This window comes from Candidatus Zixiibacteriota bacterium, assembly GCA_020853795.1.
Lineage (GTDB): Bacteria > Zixibacteria > MSB-5A5 > CAIYYT01 > CAIYYT01 > JADJGC01.
This window is the reverse complement of sequence record JADYYF010000050.1, coordinates 1-7,597: the sequence shown is the minus strand read 5'-3', so window position 1 is coordinate 7,597 and position 7,597 is coordinate 1. Positions and strand designations below refer to the sequence as shown.

6 protein-coding genes are annotated in these 7,597 nt (G+C 60.0%); 2 read left to right on the top strand and 4 right to left on the bottom strand.

The features are described 5' to 3' along the window. The 4 genes from IT585_03725 to IT585_03710 all read right to left on the bottom strand — a co-directional run. The coding region (locus IT585_03725; protein MCC6962339.1) for a trehalose-6-phosphate synthase at positions 1-1,440 on the bottom strand (1,440 nt) is incomplete at its 3' end. Further along, a complete protein-coding gene (locus tag IT585_03720; protein ID MCC6962338.1) occupies positions 1,440-2,345 on the bottom strand; it encodes a mechanosensitive ion channel family protein in 906 nt (301 codons plus the stop codon). The genes IT585_03725 and IT585_03720, both read right to left, overlap by 1 nt. 377 nt (positions 2,346-2,722) lie before the next feature. Further along, positions 2,723-3,571, bottom strand: a complete 849-nt coding sequence (locus IT585_03715; protein ID MCC6962337.1) for a hypothetical protein — start codon at positions 3,569-3,571, stop codon at positions 2,723-2,725. Between the two features lie 65 nt (positions 3,572-3,636). After that, entirely contained in the window at positions 3,637-3,942 is a 306-nt protein-coding gene (locus IT585_03710) for a hypothetical protein (GenBank protein MCC6962336.1), read from the bottom strand. Between the two features lie 466 nt (positions 3,943-4,408). Between IT585_03710 and IT585_03705 the strand changes: the two genes are divergently transcribed. Both IT585_03705 and IT585_03700 read left to right on the top strand, forming a co-directional pair. After that, positions 4,409-6,301, top strand: a complete 1,893-nt coding sequence (locus IT585_03705) for an ABC transporter ATP-binding protein (GenBank protein MCC6962335.1) — start codon at positions 4,409-4,411, stop codon at positions 6,299-6,301. After that, positions 6,285-7,597: ABC transporter ATP-binding protein (locus tag IT585_03700; protein MCC6962334.1), on the top strand; the 1,313-nt coding region annotated here is incomplete at its 3' end. The genes IT585_03705 and IT585_03700, both read left to right, overlap by 17 nt.

Sequence of the window (7,597 nt, the reverse complement as noted above, 5' to 3'; positions counted from 1 at the left end):
TCCGTACAGCGCCTGGGTCATCGCATCGATGTCGAAAGGATTAACCTGCACCGCGTCGGCCAATTCCCGCGCAGCCCCGGTATACTTGGACAACAACAGCACACCGTCTTCGTCGCGCCGCGCCGCGACAAACTCCTTCGCGACGAGATTCATCCCGTCGTGCAGGGAGGTCACCAGCAAGACGCGCGCCACCTGGTAGGCTGCCATGACCGTGGTGTAGTCGTGATGCCCGCGCAAGAGCCGGATCGGCTGCCAGGTGTCGTCCTGATGCCGCCAATTGATGTCGTCCACGAGCGCGTCCATCTCCTGCCCCAATCGCCGATAGGCTTCCACATGAGTGCGACTGGGTGCCGCCAGTTGCAGCAAGGTCACCCGCCCGCGCAGCTCGGGGTATTCCAGCAAAAGGCGATCAACCGCCCGCAGACGTTCAATTATACCCTTGGTGTAATCGAGGCGGTCGACGCCGACCAGCAATTGCTGTCTACCGTCGTGCTCGATTGCTGCCAGAATCTCCTCCACTCGGTGCCGCACCGGCACGGAGACTGCGTCATCGCTGACCTGCTCGAAATCGACGCTGATGGGAAATGGCCGCACGTAGGTCGGCGTGCCGCCGCGAAAGACGCTGAACAGCTCGCGGTCGATCCGCGCCTCGACGCGATGATCGACGGTATCGACAAAGTTGTTGCAGTGGTACTGGATGTGAAAACCCAGCAGGTCGCTGCCCAACAGACCGTCGAGCAGCTCCTCACCCCACGGCATGATCCGAAACGCCTCCGGATTCGGCCAGGGGATGTGCCAGAACATGACGATGGTCAGATCGGGGCGCGCCTGGCGCAGCAGCCGGGGCAACAGCGCTAAGTGATAATCCTGGATGAAGACGATCGCGTCCTCGCTCCCGATTTCCTCCAGCACCGCAGCACAAAACTTCTCGTTGACGCGCCGGTAGGTCTCCCACTGCCGCCGTGAGAACTGCGGCCGGGCATAGACGATATGACAGAGTGGCCAGAGGGCGCTATTGGCCACGCCATAATAGTAGCCCTGTTCTTCCTGCCGCGTCAGCCAGACACGCCGCAACGCATACGATGACCGTCCGCCGGAAACGGTGAAACGATCGTTGGTGTCGACGGCGCGGCGATCGGCACTGCCGGAACCATGCGCCACCCAGGTGCCGCTGACGGCGCGGACAATCGGCTCGATGCCGGTGATCATGCCGCTGGCCGGGCGGATCTCGCGCACACCGTCGTCGCGCGCTTCGTGAATTACCGGCTCACGATTCGAGACCACAACCAGCTTGCTGTCGCGCGACAGTCCGCGAATAACGGCCGCCAGTGCGGCGGCATCGACTGGCGGCAGGTGCGGTGACAGCGTTCCGCTGCCGACGGTTGGGTCAACCGACCCGGCCTCCGTCATCAAGTCCTTGACTCTTTCGATCTCGTTCATCAGCGTCCTCCTTGAAGCGAATGCGCAACCTCGGAAGAGATGTTTGCCTGGTTCCGGACGAAGACCGTCTGCGACGGATAGGCAAACTCGATGCCATCGAGTGCTAAGCGCTCACACAAGGCCAGATTGATGGTCTGCTGGATGTCCATGTAACGATTGTAGTCGGAGTCCAGCACGTAGTAGACGATTTCGAAGTTCAGACTGAAGTCGCCGAAACCGGCAAAGTGCGCGCGGTCGAAGCGGGTGCCGGGAATCTCATTGATGATCGACGCAATCAGCTGCGGAATTCGCCGCAATTTCTCCGGTGCCGTCTCGTAGATCACCCCCAGTTGGAACACCACCCGGCGTTCCTGCATGCGCTTGAAATTGCGGATGCGGCTGGACACCAAATCGTTATTGGCAAATACGAGTTGTTCGCCGTCGAGCGAACGCACCCGCGTTGTCCGGATCCCGATCTTCTCGACCGTGCCCCGCTGCTCACCGACGACCAGGAAATCTCCCTGCTCGAACGGCTTGTCGAAAACTATTGCCGCGAAGCAGAACAGGTCACCGAGGATATTCTGGACGGCAAGGGCGACAGCGATGCCGCCGATGCCCAAGCCGGCGAGAAGTGCGCTCAGATCAACACCGGCGTTTTCCAGCAGCAGGACCAGAATTAGCGACCACAACAACCACCGCCCGACGAAGAGCACGGCCCGGCGCGCCGGCGAGTTATCGGCGGAGGTCTGCCCCGACAGCGCGACACTGCGGGTGATCAGCACGCGCAGGAGCGTTTCGCCCCAGCACCCGACCTGAAAAAACGCCGCCGCCAAGGCCGTGAGTGCCAGGCCCCGCGAGAGTTTCGGCGGCAGATCAAGTGCGCGCAGCCCGAGTGCCAGCACGATCACGGCAATCAGCCACGGCATGATACGCTGAATCAGCCGGACAACAACGTCGTCGACGATCGTTTCCGATTGCAGAGCCAGCCGTGTCAGACGTCGCACCACCAAATAACGGATCAGCGCGACGATCGAGCCGATCGTGCCGGCGGCGAACAATACGCTCAGATATTCGAGAATGCTATTATTGCCAATTTGCTGGTGCAGGAATTCCACGATCAACCCCTTCCCTTCTGCCCCGCGATTCAATATTTGCGGCGATCGCTCGTGATTCGCCTACAACTTCGGAAAAGTGCCTCTATAAAAGTATATGCAGTCGGTTCCCATTTTGTTGGCAGAAAATCCCCGTGCGAGTACGCTTGCGGCGGATGGGAAGGACACGCGCTGATGAAACGCAGAAAGTATCAGAAGATCGTGGGTGTGCTCGTGTCGGTCGATGTCACTGGCGGCCCAAACCACGCCTCGTACGCGACGGTCCAGAGATTGCTGTTCCAGGCACCGAGATAGCCGTAGACGGGAATCGAAATCAAGAGGCTGAAACCGTACTTGACCAGCAGTGCCAGCGTGCCTTCGCCGGCCAGCTGCGTTAAGATTTGCTGTGGAATCATCACCAGTAATGTCAGCGGCACGGAAATCGCCAGCGTGATCAAGAGCGCCACCACGGCCAATCCGACCGACGGCCACAACCGCGACTTGAACAGCGCATAGCCCCGCTGCAGCGCATCCAGCACCGGCAGGTTCTCCAGCACCAGACTGCGGTAGGAATGACAGCCGACGGCGTAGATCACGACCGCCACGGCAATCAGAACCGGCACGAAGAACAGCGCAACGACGATCAATAGCAGCAGATGAATCACCGCCGCGATGAGCAGCGGAATCACCAACATGATTACCACGGCCAGTGAGATTCCCAGCCACGTCAACGCCAGCAGCAGATAACGCACAAAATATTCCGAACCGTCGCGGAAACAGCCGCCGACCGTCACTGGCTCATTGCGCTGTGCGCGTACCGCCGCGAGTATCAACGCCGGATTAATCAGGATCGATGCGATGAACATCACCACGCCGATGAAACCCGCCAGCAGCACCACGGCCAGCAACTGCTCCCAGGGAATCTCCTCCCCCGGCAGATAGTTGAACTTGTAGATGCTTTCACCCAATAACTGCGGTGAGAGCAAAAAGCCCACCAACCACATCCATTTGTAGCGCCAGGTGATGAGAAAGGCCGCCCGCAGGAAATCGCCGATGTTCATGATCAGTCAATCTGGCGTCTCACGTACGTAAACGCAAGCGGAAATGCCGCGCGACTGGGATCAGGTTACATCGGGCGAACGAAACGCGTAATGGCCGTAGCCAACTCTTGGTGCGCTGTCTTGATCTTGGTCTCGCGCGTCAGCCACTGCCGCCGATTAATCATCAGCCGAATCTCCTTCAGCAAGCGCTGGCCGTCCTCGCCCTGTCGCGCCAGGTTCATGATCGCCGACTTGGCGCGCGACGCGCCGGATGCCGGGCTACTCCAGAGATTGACCAGCGCCTCAAGGACGCCGGCAACTTCGATCTGGGTCGGGTTTCCCCCACTGGTGCTGTAGCCTCGCTTCAGAGTGATATCTGGGTACTTTGCCATGATTTGTTCTTCCTTTCTTTCTGTTACAACTGTCGATTGCCGCTGTCGATGGTTCGCTATCCTGCCGGCGATGCGGGAATTTCGTCAACCTAACGACCTGTCCGACTTCCGGTTGCGATACCGCCCCCAGATCGACTCAGAAAAAATCTTGACAGCTTTGAACTTGGAGCTATTTTGATGCAACAATTCGCCGATGAGATCAGTAAGTAATTTCATCGACACTTTCAAATGTGATTCTCAGGAGACGGAAACGAATGATGTTGTGTTTCAGAATGTCGCTCGCCAATGCCAAGGGCGTAGTGTGCCTGCGACAGTATCGGGTTCCGTCTCGAAAACTCCCTGACAAGCGATGATTGTATCGGAGTGGAAGCTTTCGAGCCGGACCCGCAAGAGTCCGGCTCTTTTTTTTGCAGTCAACGCCGGACGCAGTTGACAACCTGATCTCGACGGAAAGTAAGATTTCAATATGGACTCAGTCTTTTACGAACACGAACAAGAAGACGGCATCAGCAGCAAAGAGGCCTTCCGCGGCCTGCTGCCGCTGCTCCAGCCGCACCGCAAGCGCCTGCTGTGGAATTTGGCGCTGTTGATTCTGGCCACGGTCTTGTCGCTGGCCGGCCCGATCATCATTCAGAAGTCGATTGATGTCGCCGCGGCTGCCGGACGGCAGATCGCCGAGGCTGCGCCTGCGGCGGCCCAGACTGCCGTCGCCGCCGGCACCGAGGTCAAGAGCACCATCGTGCGCTGGTCGCTGCTCTATATCTCGATCCTGCTGGTCTTCCTCGTCACGAGCTACGCCCAGCGTGTGCATCTGGAGATCATCGGCCAGGATATCATCACCGGTCTCAAACAGCGCTGCTTTGATCACGTGCTTGGCCTGTCGGTTTCCTATTTCGACCGCAATCCGGTCGGCCGGCTGTTGTCGCGGGTTGAATCCGACGGCGAATCGCTGCGGCAGTTGTTCGCTAATATCGTCGTCATGCTCGTCGGCGACATACTGATGATCAGCGGCACGCTGGCGGTAATGTTCTATTACAACTGGAAGCTGACCTTGCTGGTCGTCGCCATGGCGCCGATCGTCTTCGCCCTGATCTGGGGCTATCAGCGCTACACGACGCCGCGTTTCCTCGATGTGCGCAAACGGATGGCCGACGTCACCGCCACGATGACCGAATTCCTGCAGGGCATGAACGTCGTGCAGGTCTTCAACCGGCAGGGTTGGGCCACCGACCGGATGCGCACGGTCAATCGCCGCAAGTTCCGCGTCGAGGCCGAAGCCCACATCGGGAACACGGCCTTCGGCAACGCGCTGGTGTTTCTCGAGAAGGTCGCGATCGCGGGCGTCACGTTCTTCGGCGCGCTGCTCGTGCTCAATGCCACTGGCACTGCCGATGCTGCCGGCGCGATGTCGGCGGGCGTGATTGTGGCGTTCATCCTGTATATCCGCCGCTTCTTCGACCCGATCCATCGCTCGGCGGAGGAGTTGCACGTCATCCAGAGAGCCATTGCCGGCGCTCGCCGCATTTTCGGCCTGCTCAACTGCGAGGAGCGCATCGTGCAGATACCGTCACCGAAGTCGTGGCCGGGATTTGCCGACGTCATCCGTTTCGAAAACGTCGGCCTCTCGTACACCAACGACGGCAAATACGCCGTCCGCGCTATCGACTTCGAAATCCGCAAGGGTGAGAAGGTCGCACTGGTCGGCGTTACCGGCGGCGGCAAGAGCACAATCGTCAACCTGCTGCTGCGCTTCTACGATCCGACCGAAGGCCGCATTACGGTGGACGGCATCGATGTCCGCGAGCTGACGCTGGCCGATTTGCGCGGCAAGTTCGGCCTGGTCCTGCAGGACATCTTCCTCTTCCCCGGCAATGTGCGCGAGAACATCACGCTCGGTCAGGGTGGAGTCTCGGAGGAAGCGTTGCATGCGGCGGCGCATCTGGTCTCGGCCGATCGCTTCGTCGAGCATCTGCCGAAGGGCTACGACACGCCGATCTCCGATCGCGGCGGCAATCTCAGCCGCGGCGAACGGCAACTGCTGTCGTTTGCCCGCGCCATGGTCTTTAATCCGCAGGTGTTGCTGCTCGACGAGGCCACCAGCTCCGTTGATCCCGACACCGAGAAGCGGATTCAAGTGGCGCTCAAGCGCCTGCTGACCGGGCGCACGTCGCTCATCATCGCGCATCGACTCTCAACGATTCTCGATGCCGACAAAATTCTGGTGATTCGCGAGGGCCGCATCATCGAGCGCGGCACGCATCGCGAACTGCTGGCGCAGGGCGGATACTATGAGAAATTGTTCCGCCTGCAGTTCCAGGAACCGGAGAAACTGAAGGTGACCAATGTGGAACAAGTTTAAGTGGCTGATTAGCGGCTACCGCAACCATAAGCTGGCACTGACCTGGCTTCTGGTCGGCACGCCGCTGATCTGCGCTTTCTATATCACCGAGCCGCTGATTCTGAAGTATATCTTCGATATCCTCAGCGAAGGCCACGGCACGCTGCCCTCCTTCCTGCAGCCGCTCGCAAATTACCTGCATGGCCGCGGTCTCTCGCCGCTCGTCGGCGCCGTGATCATCCAGATCATGTACGCCGTCGTGATCTTCGTGGTCTACTTCTCGGTGCAGGGAACGCGCGCCTGGATGAACACCCGCCTCGAATGGGAGTTTCGCCAGCGCGCCTTTGACGCGACCACCGGCAAGGGCCCCGACTTCTTCAATGCCTATCGCACCGGCGATCTGGTCACGCGCATGACCGACGACGTCGCTGAGAAGTTGTCGTGGTTCGCCTGCTCGGGCATTTTCCGCTTCTACGAAGCGGTGCTCGTCGTCGTGCTCAGCGTCTATCACATGCTGCAGCTCAACGTTGAGCTGACGCTGTATACGGTGACGCCGCTGCCGGTGTTGATCGTGATTTTCATGCTGACTTCAAGCGCGCTTGACCGCCGCTTCGACCGGCTGCAAAACCGGATTTCGGATTTGAACAGCCTGATGGAAGCCTGTTTCTCCGGCATCCGGGTGGTCAAGGCCTACAGTCGCGAGCCGATGTGGCGCCGGCGCTTTGCCGACACCATGGGTGAACGCCGGGCCGCTGAAATCGGCGTCGTCCGCGCCTGGGCCGGGATCGAGTCGCTCTACATGTACATCTGGCAGGTCGGCCTGGTGATGGTGTTGCTCGTCGGCGGCGCCATGACGGTCGATGCCGAAATCACCGTCGGTGACTTCGTCGCCTTCTCGACCTACGTGATGTTCCTCGTCTACCCGATGTTCGACATCGGGCAGTTCGTGGTCAAGAGCCGCCAGTCGGCGGTCAGCATCGGCCGGCTGATGGAGATTCAGAATTTCGCGCCGATGGTCACCAACCACGGCCCGCAGCGCGCCCCGATTGCCTTCGAGCGGATGCGCTTCGAGGACGTCTCGTTCCGCTTCGGCGCCAACGGCCATCACGCGCTGCAGAACGTCAGCTTCGAGGTCGAGCGCGGCGATACCGTCGCGCTGGTGGGACGCGTCGGCTCCGGCAAGAGCACGCTGATCCAGTTGCTGATGCGCGTCATCGATCCGACCGAAGGCCGCATCCTGCTCGATGATCAGCCGCTGCGCAATCTGTCGCTCGACGACTATCGCGACATCATCGGCTACGTGCCGCAGGAACCGAT